The organism is Methylovulum psychrotolerans (assembly GCF_002923755.1).
Lineage (GTDB): Bacteria > Pseudomonadota > Gammaproteobacteria > Methylococcales > Methylomonadaceae > Methylovulum > Methylovulum psychrotolerans.
The window spans coordinates 250,243-267,588 of sequence record NZ_PGFZ01000005.1 but is presented as its reverse complement, the minus strand read 5'-3'; the positions used below and the strand labels follow the sequence as shown (position 1 = coordinate 267,588).

Genomic DNA, 17,346 nt, shown 5'->3' with positions numbered 1-17,346 from the left:
CAATGAGACCTTTGCACTTAGCAGTCATTGCCAAACCCATCCTGCTTACCCTCTACCGTCATCGCCGCGCTAAAAATAAGCCAATGATTTCCATCGCCCTCGCTACTTTTGCAATCTTTGCCTATCTGGCAAGCACCGCGTTAATCTTCCGGCAGATGCGCGAAAACCAGCGCCGATACGCACCGATTTATCTGGCGTGGGTCGCCGTGTGCGCACATATCGCCTTTGTCGCCAGCGAATTTACCCGCTACCATAGCTTTAGCTTTAATTTTTTCAGCACCGCCTCGCTGGTCGCCATGATTGTCGCCTTGGTGCTGCTGCTCGCCGCCCTCAACAAGCCAGTCGAAAAACTCGGAGCCGTGCTGTTTCCCATCGCCGCCACCATGCTAGGGCTGGACATTAATTTTGCCGACCCCAGCCAGCACCTTTCCCACTACAGCTGGGGCATGACCAGCCACATCCTGACCTCCATCATTGCCTTTAGCCTGCTGAATATCGCCGCCTTACAAGCCCTACTGCTCTATATCCAAGACCAGCAACTGAAAAGCCATCCGCCCAAACGCTTCATCCAAGCTCTGCCCTCATTGCAGGCGATGGAGTCGCTGCTGTTCCAAATGATCGCCACCGGGGTCTTTTTCCTGACCCTCTCACTCATCAGTGGTTTTGCTTTTGTCGAAGACCTGTTTGCCCAGCATCTGGTACATAAAACCGTGCTGTCGATAGTGGCGTGGCTGATTTTCACCAGCCTGTTACTCGGCAGAAAATGCTATGGCTGGCGCGGCAAAACCGCCATTCAGTGCACTGTCAGCGGTTTTGTCCTGCTGCTGTTGGCATACTTTGGCAGTAAATTGGTATTGGAGTTGATTTTGCACCGCTAAGCCAATCCGCTATGCGCATTTCACCCAAAGCCTTGGTGCAAATGTCACAGCTGCCTTTGCCGGGCTTTGCTATCCTACTTGCAAGCACACCCCTAACGGCAACGGACACAGAGGAACACCAAAATGCAAACAACAAAACTGGGCTTTTTAGCGCTTTTAATCGGCGGCATGGCCACCCAAAGCTTAGCTTGCGATACGGGGCTGGGGCTTAACGCCGACCTGCATGGCAACCGCTTTTTTCCTGCCGACAACGCCTGGAACCAGCCGATAGACACCAAACCTATTGACCCCAACTCAACGGTTTTGATTAACCAAATGGGCAGCGGGGTAGCGTTACACCCTGATTTTGGCGCCAATGCCTATTGGGCGGACGGCAAACCCTTCGGCATACCCTACGTCGTCGTTTCCGGCACTACCCCGAAAGTCCCCGTCAGCTTCACTTACAGCAGCGAAAGCGACCCCGGCCCTTATCCCATTCCGGCCAATGCCCCTATAGAATCTGGCAGCGACCGCCATGTTTTAGTGGTCGATCAGGATCATTGGAAACTGTATGAAACCTGGAATTCTTACCCGCAAGCCAACGGCAGTTGGGATGTCGGCTCCGGTGCCATTTTTGACCTAAGCTCCAACGCCTTACGTCCCGCCGGCTGGACATCCGCCGATGCCGCAGGCCTACCGATCCTGCCCGGCCTGGTGCGCTATGATGAAGTCTACCTGCACAAAGCCATTAACCACGCCATCCGCTTTACCGTCGCGCAAACCCGCAAAGCCTACATCGCCCCGGCACGGCATTTTGCCAGCAGCAACACCAGCACCAACCTATTGCCCATGGGCGCACGGCTACGCCTAAAAGCCAGTTACGACATCAGCCAATTCTCGCCGCCCGCCCAAGTTATCCTAAAAGCCTTAAAGAAATACGGCATGATGGTCGCCGATAACGGCAGCAATATGTACATCTCCGGCACCGCCGATGACCGCTGGGACGACAACATCCTCAACACCTTAAAGCAAGTGCATAACACCGATTTTGAAGTGGTAAAAATGGGGGCGATGACCACGAAATAGCGTGGAGTGCAAAGGTCTTTAGCCTTTGCACGATGGCCTATAAACCGTGTATCAATATTTAGCCCGTCGCTTGCTTAACACCGGACTCTATATCGCCTAAGACCCTTGCAGCAAACAGTATTTCATAGCTCGCCACACCCTCCCAACTTGGCGCGTTATCTGCTTGCTATCGTTATATACTAAACAACATAACGAAAGGAGCTTACCATGCGGCTAGAAATGAAGGTCACGCTACGGCGCGGCAATTTCGACTTAACCACCGACTTATCCGTACAAGACGAAAACATGGGCTTACTGGGCCGCTCCGGGGCAGGTAAAAGCACCGTCTTGGGCTTATTGGCGGGGACCTTACTGCCTGAATCGGGGCGGATTGCTTTAGACGGCAAGCTGCTGTTCGATAGCGGCAAAGGCATTATGGTGCCGCGCGAACAGCGGCCTATCGGGGCGGTGCTGCAATACGACCAATTGCCTGCCGAAGAGACCGTGCAGGACGGGCTGTTTGCGGTGTATGAGCGGACACCCAAACAACGGCGCAACTTAAAGCCCGCCAGCTTGATTGAATTTTTGGACATCGGCGCGTTGCTGAAACAGCCGATGCGGCATTTATCGACAGGCGAGCGGCAACGGGTCTTATTGGCAAAAGCTTTGCTAAAATCGCCTAAGCTATTGTTATTAGATGATCCTTTAGCGACGATGGGGCATTTTGCCCACGCGGTGACACCCCTGCTGAAACGCCTGCAAACTGAATTGGCTTTGCCGCTGTTTTACGCCAGCCACACCTTAGGCAACATCAGCGAATTCAGTGCTAAGGCGGCGGTACTCGCCGAAGGCCGCATCATCCGTGTCGGCTTAATTAATGATCTGCTGCAAGATGCCGATTTACTACAAAAAATCGGCCTAAGCCAAATTGACAACCGAATTCCCGCCCTCGTCACCCAGCACGACCTTGCCGACGGCTGCACCTTGGCACAAAGCTACGGCATCGGACTGGTGCTGCCGTTACGCCCCGAACTGCCGTTAGGGTCATGGGTGACCATCAGCATCCCCGCCAACGAGATCGCGCTATCGCGGCATTATATCCCCGGCATTTCCATCCAAAACCAAATCAACGGCGAAATTTGCGCGTTAATCCGGCGTGATAACGGGGTATTGGTGCAAATAGACTGCGGCACGGTCTGGTTGGCGGGGATTACCTTAAAAGCCTGCCGCGACATGGACTTAAAAGAAGGCGACAGGGTCTATTGTCTGGCAAAAACCCAATCTTTCTCATACCGCTCCAATGCCGAACCCAGCACCTTTAACCAGCTTTTCGATAAGAGCCAATAGTAGCCTAATGGTGCTAGCTTTGCCTGTACCGGACAAGTTTGGCCTAAGTTTTTCGATGTCGCTATCCTGACAAGGCCTGTTAGCTTGTCATTTTTATGACAAGCTAACAGGCCTGAGGATGCACACTAAGGGCGTTTATCCCGATAAAATAAATTCCAAGTGTCAAACGGGTAAATTTTCCCGTCCGGCTCGACAAAGTGGATACAGGAGCGTTTGACTGAGCCGATGTCAAAACTGTATTTGTCCATAAAGGCGATAATGACCACCCGAAAGACGTTTTCATACGTGAGCCCACCACCTTGGATACGCGGCAGGCAACACAACAGAGTATTGAGATTTTCAGCGGTTTTTTCACTGCACATATCCAGCGAAAACAGCTTTAAAAACGCCTCACGCAAGCCCGCGCTTTTTTCAAAGGTAATGGTGTTGGTCACACCTTGGAGCAGCTCTTCACGCGGCAATAAGCCCGTCACTGGCACAATAGTTCCAGCCGATTTGATGCCGTAACCGATGGCAATATTTTCGGGATGGCAAGGCAGAGGGATCATATCAGCATCGCCAAACGGGTTGTCCGCCTCAATGATGCGGGTACGGATTTCGCTTAAGGTTATACGTCCGCCCCGGTTGCCCTCCGCCGTGTCCGCGTCCATTTCGTTGCGCCCGGCATCTTGCACAGGCTGGAAGGTAACGCCACGCACACACCGCCATTGCTGGGCAAACTGGATCAGCTCGCCAATTTCATCATCGTTCACGCCTTTGCGGATGACACACACCAAGGTGGTGGATATATTGTGCCGCTCCAAGTTTTCCAAAGCCTTAATGCGGATGTTGCGCATATCCTGGCCGCGTATGTTCTGCAAAGCGGACGCTTTTAGCGAATCAAATTGCAGATAAACCTCAAAGCCCGGCATCAGGCTTGCCAGCCCGGCAACCAGTTCAGGATCACGCGCGATACGGATGCCGTTAGTGTTGAGCATCAGATGGCGAATCGGGCTGGCTTTCAGGCGGCGCAAAATCGTCAGCAAGTGCGGATGCAAGGTCGGCTCACCGCCGGACACCTGCACCAAATCCGGCTCTTGTTCGCTCGCCAACAGCGTTTGCAGCATTTTTTCAATATCTTCAAGGCTGCGGGGATTGCCTTTGCCGGGTGCGGAATTAGCGAAACAAACCGGGCAATACATATTGCATTCGTCAATAATGTCGAACAAAGCTAAGCAGGAATGTTGCTCATGGTCGGGGCATAAACCACAGTCGTGCGGACAGCCGTGCTGGATTGCCGTTTGGAATTTGCCGGGCATGTCGCCGGGTTTCAGATACTCCTTGCAGCGTTTGAAATAGGCAATATCAGTGGACACCAGGGTTTTCTGGACACCGTGCTCAAGGCAACGCTTCTGATAATAGACATTGCCCTGTTGAAAAATAATTTTCGCAGGCACAACGGCAAGACAGACCTCGCATAGCGATTGCGTCTGCCCATAGAACAGATAAGGGCGGGCTTTATTCGCCATGAGTTTGCTCCCGATTCAGCATAAATAGCGCGTAACCCACCAATAGCAAGCTTAACCAATGGAACAGGTTAAGCCCCGCCAACACGGGCGGATAAGGCTTGATAAACTCCCAGACAAAACGTTGTCCGGCATACACCAGCACAAACAGATAAAAACCTTGCCGCTGCCAAAATACCGGATGCTTAGGATAGTTCAGCAATAAAACCGCTAACGCCGCCAACATAGCCACAGACTCATACAACTGTACCGGATGGCGGCGGATGCCATCACCAAAATCCACGCCCCACGGCAAGGCCGTCGGCACACCATAGGTAAAATCCGGCAAACCCGCCAAAAAACAACCTACCCGCCCTACCGAAATCAGCATAATCAGTCCCGGCACAAAATACAGTCCGGTAGACTGGCGGATTACGGCAACATATTTAAACGCCTCCGCCGCGACAATCGCCCCAAATACGCCCCCTAACATGCTTTTTGCCACCCCGCCCTGTCCGGCAAGATGCAGGTTAAGCGTACCAAACAACAGACTACCGATAATTAGCCCCATCATCAGGGCGATTGAATAATAATGGTACTGCGCCGCGTGGGTAATGCCCGCCGGACGCACTAAGCCATATTGGCGGCGAAACCAGAGGCTGATGAACACGCCACTGCCCAGTGCCAAGAGGTCGAACAGGATATGGATAGCCATCTAGCTCAAAGACATCATGAATAGGCTACAGCCACCGACGGCAACAAATGGCAGGGCAAAGGTTGTAAGTGCCAGCCGATTAATGAGTAAAGAAGCGGCGAGCGTCCTACACAAAAATTGCTTAGTCAGCTTAAACAGGATGCCGCCTTGCCCTAATATGACCAATGAAAACCATAGTATCGCCCCCCCTTTAGGCATCGACCAAAACGCTATATTAAGCATAGGAGCCATACGAACAACCAGCAACAAAAAAGCGGCACAGATAAGCCACAAAAACCAAAACGCAATTTTTGTGGCGATTGAATAGGGTTCTAGGGGTGGCATAGCGTTATCCTCGTCTATTATCTAAATATCGTTACCCGTGTTGTATTCACCAAAAACGGGCCAATGTAACCAATGTGCAGCCACCATAAGCAAGAAAAGGCATACCAAACGTAATGAACGCCAGCCTTTGAATAAGCATGGAAACAGGCTTAGCTTTCAGAAAAAATTGCTTGGCCGAGTTTAATAGGATAATGCTTTGCGCCAATATGCCCATTACATTCCATCCGGCTATAATCACACCGCAGAAATCTATTGGCAGATAACCTATACGGATCATAGGAAAAAAGACAAACAAAAATAACAACAAAGAGCCAAGACAGATAAGCCACACGACCCAAAAAGTAATTTTCTCCCCTATTGAATAGATTTCTATTGGTGACATTTGCCATCCTCAGGCATTTACTTAATTTGCTACCTACCCCGCTATTATGCACCCCCCAAAGGCGATAAAAGGCGCACCAAACGCCGTTAAAGCCATATTTTTGATAAGCAAAGAAGCGGGTTTAGCCTTATTTAAAAATTGGCTGGCCGATCTGAACAGGATAATGATTTCTGCCAATATCAAAAATAGAGGCCAACTCCCTATTGGCCAGTTTATGGCGAATGCGGACTTAATACCTATAGGCATTAGGGAAGCACAGATCATGTAAATCATGACATAAGCAAACGGCAGTAAAAATACGGCACAAAGCAACCATAAGCACCAAAAAGCAACTTTTACGCCTAGTGAATAGGCTTCTATTTGTGACATTTGCTATCCTTGAGCATTTACTTAAGCGGCTATTTACCCCAAGGCGATATCATTATCATACACCCCCCATACGCGACAAAAGGTATACCAAACGCAGTGAAAGCCATATTTCTGATAAGCAAAGAAGCAGGTTGAACCATCCGTAAAAATTGGTCGGCTAATCTGAACAGAATAATGCCGCCTACCGACATTACCAAGAAAGACCAACAGCCTATTACTACCCAATCCTTGGGGAGATCATTAACAAAACCTATATTTATCAATTGAACGATAATAAAAGCAAACGGCAGCAAAAATACGGCACAGAGCGACCATAAGCACCAAAAGGCAATTTTTACGCCCAGCGAATAGGCTTCTGTTTGTGACACTTGCTATCCTCCCGTATGGTTCGGTAACGTTTACGCCCCATTAGGTTAGCTGGGATTTTTCCAAGCTAACCTCAGCCCTCCGCTTCCACCAACCGCACCCGCTGGGTCACGCCACACACTAACGTATAAGGTATGGTATCCGCACACAAGGCAATCTCCTCCACCGCCAAGCCTTCGCCCCATAAGGTCACGGCATCGCCGGGTTTGGCATCGGGTTGGCTGGCGAGGTCAACGGTAATCATATCCATAGACACCCGCCCAATCAGCGGCACCCGCTGGCCGTTGACCAATACGGGTGTACCCGGCTTGGCATAACGCGGATAACCGTCACCGTAACCTATCGCCACCACACCCAGAGTGGTATCTTCGGGACATTGCCAGCGGCAACCATAGCCGACGGTATCGCCTTTCGCCAAGGGCTTAACGGCAATCAGCCGTGAATGCAGGCTCATGACTGGCTGTAAGGCCAATTGTGCGCCCGTGCTGTCAGGAAACGGCGAAATGCCGTACAGCACCACCCCAGGCCGCACCCAATCGTTTAACGCGGCTGTCCACGCCAAAATCCCGGCGGAATTGGCAATGCTACGCTCACCCGGCACATTGCCGATGGTTTGCCGAAATAGGGCTATTTGCTTCAAGGTCATGGCATCTTGCCGATCATCCGCATTCGCCAGATGGGTCATCAGGTTAATGGGCTGCTGGACTAAAGCGCAATGGCTTAGGCGCTGGTAAACGCCGTTAAATTCGGCGGCGCTAAAGCCTAAGCGGTTCATGCCCGTGTCCAGTTTCAGCCAGACGGCAAGCTGGGCTGAGCCGTCATGCTGCTCCAGTAAAGCCAATTGGCTGGCCGTATGCACCACCGCATCCAATTGATAGGCCAATAAATCGTCCAGCTCTTCGGTGCAAGTAAAGCCCTCCAAAACGGCAATCCGGGTGTGCAAGCCCGCCTTACGCAAGCGGATGCCTTCTTGCACCCGCGCCACGGCAAACGCATCGGCTTGCGCCTGAGCCAGCGTTTCCGCCACCCGCAACATGCCATGCCCGTAGCCGTTGGCTTTAATGACCGCCATAATCTTGGCAGCAGGGGCGTATTCGCGGACTTTGCGTAAATTGTGCGCCAGGGCAGTTAAGTTCAATACCGCATAAGCTGCTGGGGTCATTCGTAATCCTCGGCACTGTAACTTTGCCCCGAAAAGTTTTCAAAACGAGTGTATTGACCTAAAAAGGTCAGCCTGACCGTACCTAACGGGCCGTTACGCTGTTTGCCGATGATGATCTCGGCGATACCTTTATCGGGGCTGTCTTCGTTGTAGACTTCATCACGATAGACAAACACAATCAAGTCAGCATCCTGTTCGATTGCGCCAGAATTATGGCTGACGATGCCATCCGCCAACCAACAGGCATTGCCGGGTACGGTCAAATCAAACACCTCTTCTTCACCTGCGGGTTCAATAGCAACCACCCTATCCCAAACCAAAGCGTTATCGGCTAAGGTATGCAATTTATCACCCGGCTGCAACTGCCCTGCCCTCTGCCAATCCGATAAGCCGCGCAGACGGTGCTCTTTAGTGCAACGTATAGTGCGGCCACTGGCAAGGCTAACTTTAACAATCTCTTTGCGCCCCACCGACCAAACCAAATCGGTAGCGGCAGTTTGCAACTGCCCTTGCGGCGAGACCGACACCACTTCTGGCGTTTGTCCGACCAGTTCGCTGATAGGCAAGCGGCGACCATCGGCCAACAGCACCAAGGTATCGCCTGTTACACATTCACGCAAATCCGACATAACAGGCCGCTTGTTCGGGCGTTGCTCCAAATTCCGGTTAAGCTGCGACAAAGCAATAACCGGGACGTTCAATTCTTTCGCCAAAGCCTTTAAGCCCCGCGAAATGTCGGAAATTTGCTGGACGCGGTTCTCGCCGCTAGAAGGCGATTGCATCAATTGCAAATAATCCAGCACAATCAGCCCCAGTTGCCCATGTTCGCGGGTCAAGCGCCGGGCGCGTGAGCGCACTTCGGTGGGCGACAGCGCCGGGGTATCATCAATAAACAGCTTGGTTTCCGCCAACAAGTTAATCGCCGAGGTCAACCGGGGCCATTCGTCATCCTCCAGCTTGCCCGTGCGCACTTTATGTTGGTCAATACGCCCTAAAGACGACATCATCCGCATCGCCAAGGCATCCCCCGGCATTTCCATACTGAATACCGCCACCGCTTTGTCGCTCTTAATGGCGATATTTTCCGCCATATTCATGGCGATGGTCGTGTTATGCACGACCGTCATATCTTCCAGTAAAAATAATCGGTTACCATCACAGACAAAGCCGTAATAATCATCTACGCCGTCATATTCAACGGACACGCCCGTTTGTTGCCACGTCCTGTTAGATACCCAAGCGGCGGCTTTTTTCCTGGCAACCCTGACCGGAATCGCGTCCACATCGCCAGTAAAGCGCACCCGATACACGGTGGTCTGAAAATCTCTGGCTTTAATGCTGGCTTGTTTTTCGATTAGCGATGTCCGATACCCCAAACTATCGCATAAGAACTTAATTTGCCGCGCTAAGGCGGCGTTTTTCTGGGTTATCTCATACATTTTATAGCGGCTGGCATAATGCCCGTCGCTATCAATCAAACCTGCCAACAGCTTTAAACGGTTGGCGCGGGAATTCAGCAAAAAGGCTTGGGGGATGTGTTTGTTATTCAGCAAGCCCTGTTCGCGGAGTATTTTTTGTAAAGAGAACTGATTCTGATGGTTGCCGCGTTGCTGTGAACTAATGCTGTACAAGGGGCATTTATCGTTGCCGTCTTTATCTTTGGCGAACTTTTCGGTCAACTGCAAGTTTAATTGCGCCGCATAGTCCCTTAAATAAGCCACGACTTCGGCATCAGTCGTTGCTATATCCACCGACGCGCTTACGCCATCGCCCAACCATAAGCCGAGAAAATACGGGCAAAACGGCAACGCCTGTTCGGTAAACTCCACCGCGACTTTGTAGCCTTTGTAGTTAGAACGGAATTTGGCCGAAGCTGCCAGATAATCGGTTAACGGCACATTCAGGACATCGCCGTTTTTGTGCTTGCCGTCATTACGGCTGCGCTTCAAGGACAAAATATGGGCTTGGTTGACACGGTAAGCCATCGCTTTATTTTGCCGCACCCAATACATGGCCTCACGGCCACGCGCCAAAGACAACACCCGTCTGGGTGTGGAGTCATCGCCCATCAGCTCATCACCGACCTGAATATCTTCCACGGCCTTGACCGCACCCGAATACATCAGTATCGGCGTACCTTTGCCGAAACACTTGCCCATGGACGGCCTACCCGCAACAATAATTAAATCAGCAGGTTGCAATCCAGAGGTAAGTTGATCAAAATCCGAAAACCCGGTCGCCGCTCCGGTGATATTGCCGTCTTGCTCAAATAAAGTTTCGATACGGTCGACCGCTTTGGCCAGCAAGGCCTTAATGGGGATAAAACCGCCCTGCCCGCGCTGGCGTTGCTCAGCGATTTTGAACACCTCGCGTTCGGCACTTTCCAACAACTCGGCGGTTTCACGGCCTTCGGGATTAAACGCCGAATCGGCAATGGTAGTGCCGACATGGATTAACTGGCGCAGTACCGAGCGGTCACGGACAATATTGGCGTAGGTGACGATATTCGCCGCGCTGGGGGTGTTTTTCGCCAACCAACCTAAATACGCCAAGCCGCCAGTATCTTCCAGTTCACCCGCTAAGGCTTCGGAAATGGTGATAATGTCAAACGGTGACTGCTTTTCGGCAAGCTGGGCGATCACCCGAAAAATCAGGCGATGGTCGCGGCGGTAAAAATCGACTTCCTGCACCTTATCGGCGACCGAATCCCACGTCTGGTTGTCCAGCATCAGCCCGCCCAGCACCGCCTGTTCGGCGGGTATGGAATGCGGCGGGATGCGTAGCGATTCCAAAGGGTCATCATTGGCGAACATATAATTATCAGACATACTTAGCTTACTTCTCGGATCAGGCAACAGGGCTACAGCCCCAATTCAGATAAAGAGGGATGCCCGTCAGGCCGTGGCCCTTGCGGCCAATGGAACAGCCTATCCGCTTCGCTAATCGCCAGATCGTTAATGCTGGCAAAACGCTGGCGCATCAGGCCGTATTCGTCAAACTGCCAATTTTCATTGCCATAAGAGCGGAACCATTGTCTGGCGGCATCATGCCATTCGTAAGCAAAACGCACCGCGATACGGTCATCGGTAAATGCCCATAGCTCCTTAATCAAACGGTATTCCAATTCGGCCGCCCATTTGCGCTCAAGAAAAGCCGTGATAGCCTCGCGCCCCGAAAAAAATTCCGCGCGGTTACGCCAGGTAGAATCTACGGTATAGGCCTGCGCACAGCGGGCGGGATCGCGCGAGTTCCAGGCGTTTTCGGCGGCACGGATTTTTTGTCCGGCAGTTTCAAGGGTAAAAGGTGGGAATGGCGGTTTAGTTTCTAGGGACATGGCGGCTCCGACGTTGAGTAAAATGACGGTTCTAAACGGTTAAGGATAGCATAATTAAGGCCCGCATAAGGCAAATAACAAAGGATTTTGAAATAATAGCTTGTTATATGTAGGGTAAAACCTATATAATGCCAAGTTCATTCAAAGTGCGAACGTGGCGAAATTGGTAGACGCGCTGGATTTAGGTTCCAGTAGGTTGCCCTGTGAGAGTTCGAGTCTCTCCGTTCGCACCACCTAATTCCTTAAAAATGGCGGATTGATCCAATAATCCGCCATTTTCAGTTCTATTGAGCCGTTACCAGTCTCTAAAAAATCCTTATCAAACGCGTGGAGTAAAGAAATGCAAGTTTCTGTCGAGAAGACATCTGAATTAAGCCGAAAAATGACCGTCAGCGTGCCAGAATCCGTTGTCCAAGAAAAAATGGCGACACGCTTCAAGTCATTGGCCCGTGAAGTTAAAGTCGACGGCTTCCGCCCAGGCAAAGTACCTCCACATGTGGTAAAAAAGTTATTTGGCGACCGTGTCCGTGGCGAAATCGCTGGCGACCTGATCCAATCCACTTATTATGAAGCCCTGAAAAACGAAGACTTAAAACCGGCTGGCCAGCCTTTTATCGATTCGATTGACGAATCGGAAGGCTTTAAATACACCGCCATCTTTGAAGTCTACCCAGAAATCATTTTAGACGGCTTAGACCAACTGCAAATCACCCGCACCTTAGCGACCGTCGAACAAGCGGATGTGGATGCGATGATTGATAAATTGCGCAACCAAAAACTGACTTGGACAACCGTTGAACGTGCCGCCCAAGACCAAGACCGCATCACCATTACCTTTTCAGGCATCGCCGACGGGGAAAACTTCACCAACGGTAACGTCGAAAACTATCAAGTTGTGATCGGCGCAAAACAAATGATCCCTGGCTTTGAAGAAAGCCTGATCGGCTTAACGGTCGGCGAAAGCAAAACCTTTACCGCCACTTTCCCAGAAGCTTACGGCAACACCAAGCTGGCCGGAAAAACCGCAGAATTTACTGCTGAAGCCACTACCGTCGAAGAGCCTACCCTGCCGGAAATTGACGCTGAATTTATCCAAAGCTACGGCGTTGAAGACGGCACTGTCGAGTCTTTCCTTAGCGATGTCAAAACCAATATGGAACGTGAACTGGCAACCGCTTTATTAGCCAGACTGAAAAACTCGGTGATGGATGCCCTGTATGCCCAACTTGACATCAGCGTCCCTACCGGACTGATTGATGAAGAAGTCGAAAATCTGATGAAGCCTTATGTCGAAACGGCAAAACGGCAAAAACTCAGCTTAGAAGACTTACAGTTACCGCGTGACATCTTCGAAGCCCAAGCTAAACGCCGTGTCGCCTTAGGTTTGATCCTCGGTGACATCATCCGCCAAAACGCTATCACGCTTGATGAAAACAAAGTCCGTAGCACGGTTGAAGACATGGCGAAAAGTTATGAGTCGCCAGAAGAAGTCGTCAACTGGTATTATAGCGACCTGAGCCGTTTAGCCGATGTCCAGCAAATGGTCTTGGAAAACCAAACAGTCGAATGGCTGGTGGCAAAAGGGCAAGTTTCTGAAGAAACCCTGCCGTTCGCCGAAGTCATGGAAAAACACCAACGTTAAGGGGTCTTTATGTACAGGCATGATGCAATAAATGCCGCCAGCCAAATACAAGCGGCGGGCGGATTGGTTCCTATGGTTATCGAGCAGACTGCCAGAGGCGAGCGTTCTTTCGATATTTACTCCAGATTACTGAAAGAACGGGTTATTTTCCTAGTCGGCCAAGTCGAAGACTATATGGCCAATTTGGTCGTTGCCCAGTTGTTATTTTTGGAATCGGAAAACCCAGACAAAGACATCCACCTGTATATCAACTCACCTGGCGGTTCAGTAACGGCGGGCATGTCAATTTATGACACCATGCAGTTCATCAAGCCCGATGTCAGCACCATGTGTATCGGCCAAGCCGCCAGCATGGGCGCGTTATTATTGACGGGTGGCGCAGCGGGCAAACGCTACTGTTTGCCGCACTCCAGAATGATGATACATCAGCCTTTAGGCGGTTTTCAGGGGCAAGCGTCAGATTTTGACATCCATGCCCGGGAAATTTTATCTATCCGTGACAAACTGAACCGCGTCCTGTCGCACCATACTGGCCAACCTATCGAAAAAGTGGCTCAAGACACCGACAGGGACAACTTTTTAAGTGCAAATGATGCCGTGGCTTATGGCCTGATCGATAAAGTCCTGACCAGCCGCGCCACTACACCAGAGGTATAAAACTTGGTCACTTGGATACCCAGCGCCTTGGGCGCTGACCCTTGCGGGAGTCAATTATGAGCCAAAAAGATGACGACAAGCTGTTGTATTGCTCTTTTTGCGGCAAAAGCCAGCATGAAGTACGCAAGCTGATTGCCGGCCCATCAGTCTATATCTGCGACGAATGCGTAGAGCTATGCAAAGATATTATTAAAGACGAACTGACCGATGAGGCCGATACGGGTGACGGTAACGAATTGCCTAAGCCGAAAGAGCTCAAAGGCGAGTTGGACAATTATGTCATTGGCCAAGAAAAAGCCAAGCGCATTTTGGCGGTCGCCGTTTATAACCACTATAAGCGGTTGCGCAACAAAGATAAAAAAGACACAGTCGAACTGGCAAAAAGCAATATTTTGCTGATTGGCCCGACTGGCTCCGGCAAAACCTTGTTAGCGGAAACCTTGGCGCGGTTATTGGATGTGCCGTTCACTATCGCCGACGCAACCACGCTGACCGAAGCGGGCTATGTCGGTGAAGATGTCGAAAACATCATCCAAAAAATCTTGCAAAAATGCGATTACGATGTCGCCAAAGCCGAAACAGGCATTGTCTACATTGACGAAATCGACAAGATTTCCAGAAAGGCCGAAAACCCTTCGATCACCCGCGACGTGTCCGGCGAAGGCGTACAACAGGCTTTGCTGAAACTGATTGAAGGCACAATTGCCTCGGTGCCGCCGCAAGGCGGGCGTAAACACCCTAACCAAGAGTTTGTCCACGTCAACACCGCCAATATATTGTTTATTGTCGGCGGCGCGTTTGCAGGCCTTGACCGGGTGATTAAGGCGCGTACCGAAAAAGGCGGCATCGGCTTCTCGGCAGACGTAAAGAGCAAGGATGACAGCAAAAATGTCGGCGAATTGTTTGCCGAAGTGGAAGCTGAGGACTTAATCAAATACGGCCTGATCCCTGAATTTGTTGGCCGCTTGCCTATCGTGGCGACCTTGGAAGAATTGGATGAAAAAGCCTTGATCCAAATCCTCACCGAGCCTAAAAATGCCTTGGTCAAACAGTACAAGCATTTGTTTGCCATGGAAGGGGCCGAACTGGAATTCCGTGAAGAATCTTTAGGCGCGATTGCGCGTAAAGCCATGGAAAGAAAAACCGGCGCGCGGGGTCTTAGGACTATCGTTGAAAATATCCTGCTCAATACTATGTACGAACTGCCGTCTACCGACAACATCTCAAAAGTCGTCATTGATGACAGCGTCGTCCAAGGCCATTCCGAACCTTACTTAGTGTACGAGACGGAACTGAAAAAAGCCGCCTCTGACCTATAAGGCGATTCGCCTGTGCTTGGGTGCAAAATTTCTTGCACCCAAGCCCCGTCCGCACTGCCCCAGCCTAACCCCCATCACCTAAGCCGCCCAACCTAAATTGGCAGGCACAATCGCCTTTCGCCATACAGCTAAGCTGCTGCACATCGGTTGCCAATAACCCCGCCATTAACGCCTTATCGAACTCGCACAGAGCCGGATGCTGTTGGGCGACATCATGATAAATACAATTGACCGCCTTAAGCACCGACAAACCCGTCGCCGCCTCTTGACTGTGCCGCACCTCAAAACCCAAACCCGTCATAATCTGTTGTAACAGTTCCCGCTTTTCGGCCTGGGATTTGCCGACAAACTGCCCGCCCAGTTGCCGCACCAATTTATCGGCCAAGCGCCGCAAATAAGCCGCAAACGCCTCCTCCCCCATCGCCTCCTGTAAATCCGCCACCAATAACCCGGCAAACCATGCGTATTGCTTAGGAAAATGGTTAATGCCTTTATCGGTAATGCCATATAAAGCCACGGGCCTGCCCGCTGTCTTAGCCGAAGTCACCTTCCCGATATAGCCCTCGCCCTCTAAAGCCACAATATGCTGCTGTACGGCGGTGCGGGAAATCTCCAGCAGTGCCGCCAAACTATCGACGCTTAAGCCCTCCCTATTATCGCGTAACTGGGCGAGGATTTCGTCTTGGCGGGGGCTGATGTGTTGTGGCATGGGTAATTAGTCCTGTTAGGTAAGCAGGGTTCATTATGCCATAAAAAACTTTTACAAGTTAAATATTGCATAAGATTTTACATTGCTATACACTTTCCCCCCGTAAGCCAAGCCGCTTACTGACACTAATAACAACAAAACCAGAGGAGATGATTATGAGCGAAACCACCGAAGCCCCCGTATCGTTATTTGAACAACTAGGCGGCGCGGCCGCCGTTGATGCCGCCGTCGATATTTTTTACCGCAAAGTCCTAGAAGATTACCGGATCAACCGCTATTTCAGCAATGTCGACATGGCGCAACAAGCGGCCAAACAAAAAGCCTTTTTAACGATGGCATTTGGCGGCCCCAATAACTACACCGGACAAGACATGCGCGATGCCCATGCCCGCTTGGTGAAAATGGGCTTGGATGACAGCCATTTTGACGCGGTGATGGAAAACCTGACCGCCACCTTACAAGAGCTTAACGTCCCTGAAAACCTGATTGCGCAAGTCGCCGCCCTGGCAGAAACCACCCGCAATGACGTACTGGGCAAATAAGCGCTGGCTTTAACACCTACCACCCCGGAGCGGCGGCTAAAACCCCGTTCCGGTTTACCGCCCTTAACAAGGTGCCACTATGCCGCACATTACCTTAGGCGCAAGCCAACTCACCTGCCCTAGCGAGACCCTCTTGCTGGACAGTTTGCTACAAGCCAATCTCCGCATCCCTTACAGTTGCCGCCAAGGCATTTGCCAATCCTGCCTCATGCAAAGCTTGGATGCCAAACCGCCCGCCTTAGCACAAGTCGGCCTTAAGGATACCCTGCAACGGCAAAATTACTTTTTGGCTTGCCGCTGCTATCCCGAACAAGACATGCACATCACCCTGCCTAACCAGCACGGCCAAAGCATTAACGCCGTAGTGACCGAAAAACGCCGCCTCGCGCCGGATATTATGCAGCTGACCGTACAGGCCAACGGCCTGAATTTTTATGCCGGACAATTTATCAACCTACAACGCGCCGACGGCCTGACCCGCAGCTACTCCATCGCCAACCCGCCTAGCCCAGACAATACCCTAGAATTCCATATACGCCGCTTACCGCACGGGCAATTCAGCAACTGGGTGCATGACGGCCTGGCCATTGGCGACCCGCTGACCTTATCGCAAGCCCAAGGCAGTTGCTACTACTTACCCGACAACCCCGCCCAACCGCTGCTACTGATCGGCACGGGCAGCGGCCTCGCCCCCCTTTACGGTATCATCCACGACGCGCTTGCGCAAGGCCACAGCGGCGACATCCACCTATACCACGGCAGCCGCGACCCCGACGGCCTGTATTTAACCGAAGAACTGCATACCTTGGCCGCCAACGTCGCCCATTTCCATTACACACCCTGCCTATCCGGCGAACCGCAAGCATCCGGCTACGCCCAAGGCCGCGCCCACGAACTGGCCTTAGCGGATAAGAAAAACCTTAAAGGCTGGCGGGTGTATTTATGCGGTCATCCAGAAATGGTCAATAATAGCCAAAGAATGGCCTATATAAAAGGCGCGTCGCTAAAAGACATTTATAGCGATGCGTTTGTGGTACAACAAGCAGAATAAAACAACAGGACAGGCGCAGAT

The 17,346-nt window shown here is 51.4% G+C and carries 17 protein-coding genes and 1 tRNA gene; 9 read left to right on the top strand and 9 right to left on the bottom strand.

Features of this window, described 5'->3' with window-relative positions; translation table 11 throughout:
- Nucleotides 1-83 precede the first annotated feature (83 nt).
- The 3 genes from AADEFJLK_RS13125 (at nt 84) to AADEFJLK_RS13115 (ending at nt 3,269) form a co-directional block, all read left to right on the top strand.
- Entirely contained in the window at nt 84-878 is a 795-nt protein-coding gene (locus AADEFJLK_RS13125) for a cytochrome C assembly family protein (protein WP_103974627.1), read from the top strand.
- Between the two features lie 123 nt (nt 879-1,001).
- Nucleotides 1,002-1,943, top strand: coding sequence for a hypothetical protein (locus AADEFJLK_RS13120; protein WP_103974595.1), 942 nt, complete (start codon nt 1,002-1,004; stop codon nt 1,941-1,943).
- A 207-nt stretch (nt 1,944-2,150) separates the two neighbouring features.
- On the top strand, nt 2,151-3,269 hold the full coding sequence (locus AADEFJLK_RS13115; RefSeq protein ID WP_103974594.1) for an ATP-binding cassette domain-containing protein: 1,119 nt from the start codon (nt 2,151-2,153) through the stop codon (nt 3,267-3,269).
- 125 nt (nt 3,270-3,394) lie between these two features.
- On the opposite strand, the gene AADEFJLK_RS13110 is transcribed toward AADEFJLK_RS13115, so the two are convergent.
- The 8 genes from AADEFJLK_RS13110 to AADEFJLK_RS13075 all read right to left on the bottom strand — a co-directional run bounded on the left by AADEFJLK_RS13110 (nt 3,395) and on the right by AADEFJLK_RS13075 (nt 11,405).
- Complete coding sequence (locus tag AADEFJLK_RS13110) at nt 3,395-4,777, bottom strand: radical SAM protein (RefSeq protein WP_103974593.1); 1,383 nt, start codon at nt 4,775-4,777, stop codon at nt 3,395-3,397.
- The gene (locus tag AADEFJLK_RS13105) at nt 4,767-5,468 is read right to left on the bottom strand and encodes a prolipoprotein diacylglyceryl transferase family protein (protein WP_103974592.1); all 702 of its coding nucleotides are present in this window, start codon (nt 5,466-5,468) and stop codon (nt 4,767-4,769) included. The genes AADEFJLK_RS13110 and AADEFJLK_RS13105 overlap by 11 nt, the downstream gene beginning before the upstream one ends.
- A gap of 370 nt (nt 5,469-5,838) precedes the next feature.
- A complete protein-coding gene (locus AADEFJLK_RS13100; protein ID WP_146054591.1) occupies nt 5,839-6,174 on the bottom strand; it encodes a hypothetical protein in 336 nt (111 codons plus the stop codon).
- 33 nt (nt 6,175-6,207) lie between these two features.
- Nucleotides 6,208-6,543 carry a hypothetical protein gene (locus AADEFJLK_RS23965; protein WP_146054590.1) on the bottom strand — a complete coding sequence of 112 codons (336 nt, stop codon included), beginning with the start codon at nt 6,541-6,543 and terminating at the stop codon, nt 6,208-6,210.
- 29 nt (nt 6,544-6,572) lie between these two features.
- Entirely contained in the window at nt 6,573-6,911 is a 339-nt protein-coding gene (locus tag AADEFJLK_RS13090) for a hypothetical protein (protein WP_146054589.1), read from the bottom strand.
- A gap of 71 nt (nt 6,912-6,982) precedes the next feature.
- Nucleotides 6,983-8,071, bottom strand: a complete 1,089-nt coding sequence (gene alr, locus AADEFJLK_RS13085) for an alanine racemase (protein WP_103974588.1) — start codon at nt 8,069-8,071, stop codon at nt 6,983-6,985.
- On the bottom strand, nt 8,068-10,884 hold the full coding sequence (gene dnaB / locus AADEFJLK_RS13080; protein ID WP_103974587.1) for a replicative DNA helicase: 2,817 nt from the start codon (nt 10,882-10,884) through the stop codon (nt 8,068-8,070). Before dnaB ends, alr begins: the two co-directional genes overlap by 4 nt.
- A 47-nt stretch (nt 10,885-10,931) precedes the next feature.
- Nucleotides 10,932-11,405 (bottom strand): nuclear transport factor 2 family protein, encoded by a 474-nt coding sequence (locus tag AADEFJLK_RS13075; protein WP_103974586.1) that lies wholly within the window; start codon nt 11,403-11,405, stop codon nt 10,932-10,934.
- Between the two features lie 148 nt (nt 11,406-11,553).
- Between AADEFJLK_RS13075 and AADEFJLK_RS13070 the strand changes: the two genes are divergently transcribed.
- The 4 genes from AADEFJLK_RS13070 (at nt 11,554) to clpX (ending at nt 15,023) form a co-directional block, all read left to right on the top strand.
- Nucleotides 11,554-11,638 (top strand) — tRNA-Leu (locus tag AADEFJLK_RS13070).
- 107 nt (nt 11,639-11,745) lie between these two features.
- A complete protein-coding gene (gene tig / locus AADEFJLK_RS13065; protein ID WP_088618679.1) occupies nt 11,746-13,047 on the top strand; it encodes a trigger factor in 1,302 nt (433 codons plus the stop codon).
- Between the two features lie 9 nt (nt 13,048-13,056).
- The gene (gene clpP, locus AADEFJLK_RS13060) at nt 13,057-13,704 is read left to right on the top strand and encodes an ATP-dependent Clp endopeptidase proteolytic subunit ClpP (protein WP_088618680.1); all 648 of its coding nucleotides are present in this window, start codon (nt 13,057-13,059) and stop codon (nt 13,702-13,704) included.
- A 56-nt stretch (nt 13,705-13,760) separates the two neighbouring features.
- On the top strand, nt 13,761-15,023 hold the full coding sequence (gene clpX, locus AADEFJLK_RS13055; protein WP_088618681.1) for an ATP-dependent Clp protease ATP-binding subunit ClpX: 1,263 nt from the start codon (nt 13,761-13,763) through the stop codon (nt 15,021-15,023).
- Nucleotides 15,024-15,087: 64 nt separating this feature from the next.
- On the opposite strand, the gene AADEFJLK_RS13050 is transcribed toward clpX, so the two are convergent.
- Complete coding sequence (locus tag AADEFJLK_RS13050) at nt 15,088-15,732, bottom strand: helix-turn-helix transcriptional regulator (RefSeq protein WP_088618682.1); 645 nt, start codon at nt 15,730-15,732, stop codon at nt 15,088-15,090.
- Between the two features lie 155 nt (nt 15,733-15,887).
- Here AADEFJLK_RS13050 and AADEFJLK_RS13045 point away from each other — a divergent pair, with 155 nt between their 5' ends.
- Nucleotides 15,888-16,274: a group I truncated hemoglobin gene (locus tag AADEFJLK_RS13045; RefSeq protein WP_088618683.1), complete on the top strand. Its 387-nt coding sequence runs from the start codon at nt 15,888-15,890 to the stop codon at nt 16,272-16,274.
- A gap of 79 nt (nt 16,275-16,353) precedes the next feature.
- Entirely contained in the window at nt 16,354-17,325 is a 972-nt protein-coding gene (locus AADEFJLK_RS13040; RefSeq protein ID WP_103974585.1) for a 2Fe-2S iron-sulfur cluster-binding protein, read from the top strand.
- The last annotated feature ends 21 nt before the right edge of the window (nt 17,326-17,346 follow it).

Bases quoted from the DNA above. Each gene is read 5' to 3' on its own strand.
- AADEFJLK_RS13125 (WP_103974627.1), top strand. From the start codon at position 84: ATGATTTCCATCGCCCTCGCTACTTTTGCAATCTTTGCCTATCTGGCA.
- AADEFJLK_RS13120 (WP_103974595.1), top strand. From the start codon at position 1,002: ATGCAAACAACAAAACTGGGCTTTTTAGCGCTTTTAATCGGCGGCATG.
- AADEFJLK_RS13115 (WP_103974594.1), top strand. From the start codon at position 2,151: ATGCGGCTAGAAATGAAGGTCACGCTACGGCGCGGCAATTTCGACTTA.
- AADEFJLK_RS13110 (WP_103974593.1), bottom strand. From the start codon at position 4,777: ATGGCGAATAAAGCCCGCCCTTATCTGTTCTATGGGCAGACGCAATCG.
- AADEFJLK_RS13105 (WP_103974592.1), bottom strand. From the start codon at position 5,468: ATGGCTATCCATATCCTGTTCGACCTCTTGGCACTGGGCAGTGGCGTG.
- AADEFJLK_RS13100 (WP_146054591.1), bottom strand. From the start codon at position 6,174: ATGTCACCAATAGAAATCTATTCAATAGGGGAGAAAATTACTTTTTGG.
- AADEFJLK_RS23965 (WP_146054590.1), bottom strand. From the start codon at position 6,543: ATGTCACAAATAGAAGCCTATTCACTAGGCGTAAAAGTTGCTTTTTGG.
- alr (WP_103974588.1), bottom strand. From the start codon at position 8,071: ATGACCCCAGCAGCTTATGCGGTATTGAACTTAACTGCCCTGGCGCAC.
- dnaB (WP_103974587.1), bottom strand. From the start codon at position 10,884: ATGTTCGCCAATGATGACCCTTTGGAATCGCTACGCATCCCGCCGCAT.
- AADEFJLK_RS13075 (WP_103974586.1), bottom strand. From the start codon at position 11,405: ATGTCCCTAGAAACTAAACCGCCATTCCCACCTTTTACCCTTGAAACT.
- tig (WP_088618679.1), top strand. From the start codon at position 11,746: ATGCAAGTTTCTGTCGAGAAGACATCTGAATTAAGCCGAAAAATGACC.
- clpP (WP_088618680.1), top strand. From the start codon at position 13,057: ATGTACAGGCATGATGCAATAAATGCCGCCAGCCAAATACAAGCGGCG.
- clpX (WP_088618681.1), top strand. From the start codon at position 13,761: ATGAGCCAAAAAGATGACGACAAGCTGTTGTATTGCTCTTTTTGCGGC.
- AADEFJLK_RS13050 (WP_088618682.1), bottom strand. From the start codon at position 15,732: ATGCCACAACACATCAGCCCCCGCCAAGACGAAATCCTCGCCCAGTTA.
- AADEFJLK_RS13045 (WP_088618683.1), top strand. From the start codon at position 15,888: ATGAGCGAAACCACCGAAGCCCCCGTATCGTTATTTGAACAACTAGGC.
- AADEFJLK_RS13040 (WP_103974585.1), top strand. From the start codon at position 16,354: ATGCCGCACATTACCTTAGGCGCAAGCCAACTCACCTGCCCTAGCGAG.